At 53.0% G+C, this 1303-nt stretch carries 1 protein-coding gene; it reads left to right on the top strand.

Annotated features, from left to right (window positions below):
* The first annotated feature begins 90 nt into the window (after nucleotides 1-90).
* Nucleotides 91-1266 (top strand): integrase core domain-containing protein, encoded by a 1176-nt coding sequence (locus AC1Q6I_RS34750; RefSeq protein WP_102623652.1) that lies wholly within the window; start codon nucleotides 91-93, stop codon nucleotides 1264-1266.
* The last annotated feature ends 37 nt before the right edge of the window (nucleotides 1267-1303 follow it).

Here is a 1303-nt window from a genome sequence, read left to right as displayed (position 1 = left end):
GGTATGACTCACCCACATGGGTTACAAATCAGTTCACGCACATAGGTAACAGTTTTTAACTGGCAGGGTCGATTTCGCGAGGATCTGACCATGCCCTGGAGAGAGCTGAAACCTATGGACCTCAAAGTGATGTTCATCGCTGAGTATCTGTCTGAAAAGCACAGCTTTAGCCGGCTGTGTCAGGACTATCAGATCAGCCGAAAGACTGGCTACAAATGGGTCGAGCGCTATGAGCTGGAGGGTCCCAGTGGGCTCGACGAACGTAGCCGCCGACGGCACAACCAAACCTATGTGGTGCCATTGGTTGTGAGGCAGGCAATCATTGAGTTTCGCTCTACTGGCGAAACGGTTCCGGGCCCTAAAAAGATCCAGAACGACCTGATGAAACGTTTTCCGGGGCAGGATCCGCCGTCGAAAACGACCATCTACAACATCCTCAAGGCTGCGGACTTGATTACGTCTCGACCGTTGCGTCAGCGTGTCGCTGTCTATCCCAAGCCTTTGCGTAAGGCAGAAACGCCTAATCAGCTCTTCAGCGCAGATTACAAGGGCCAATTTCTCACTGGGGCGGGCGTTTGGTGCTATCCACTGACGATCATGGATCATGCCAGTCGGTTCTTGCTTGCCTGCGAGAGCATGGCCAATACCAATCTCAAGGAGACCCAGCAAACCTTCGAGCGCGTTTTTCGTGAATACGGGATGCCTGAGCGCATCCGCACCGATAACGGCGTGCCGTTTGCCAGCACCGGTCGTGCAGGACTATCGCAGTTGTCGATCTGGTGGTTGCGCCTTGGGATTATTCCTGAGCGAATTGAGCCCGGTCGGCCAGATCAAAATGGGCGTCATGAGCGCATGCACCGGACATTGAAAAGTACTTTCCCCAAACCGCCAGCCATTGCCTGGGAGGCTCAGCAAAAACACTTTGATCGTTTTATGCAGCACTACAATCACGAGCGAGGGCACGAGGCGCTCGGCCAGAAAACCCCGGCTTCCTGCTATACCCCTTCAACCCGAGCTTACCCGGAAAAGCTACCGGAAATGGGGTATGCGAGCCATGTTGAGTGTTACCTGGCTGATAGTTGCGGAATCATTAATCGGGCGGGGCTGCGGATATACGTGGGGAATCTGCTCAGGCATCAAAACATTGGAATGGAGATGATCAAAGACGGAGTATGGAATGTGATCTTCGGTCCGGTGATCCTAGGTCACGTCAATGCCAGGGACGCAAAGAACGGCTACGTTTCAATCAAAGTGTCACCTATGTGAATGCACTTTTTTGTAACCCATGTGGTTGTCCCGTACA

Source organism: Pseudomonas sp. MPR-R2A5, from assembly GCF_058793055.1.
Note: the sequence above shows the minus strand (reverse complement) of the source record. Positions and strands in the feature narration are given on the sequence as shown.

Excerpts from the sequence above, each read along its gene's own strand:
- AC1Q6I_RS34750 (WP_102623652.1), top strand. The coding sequence starts at position 91 with ATGCCCTGGAGAGAGCTGAAACCTATGGACCTCAAAGTGATGTTCATC.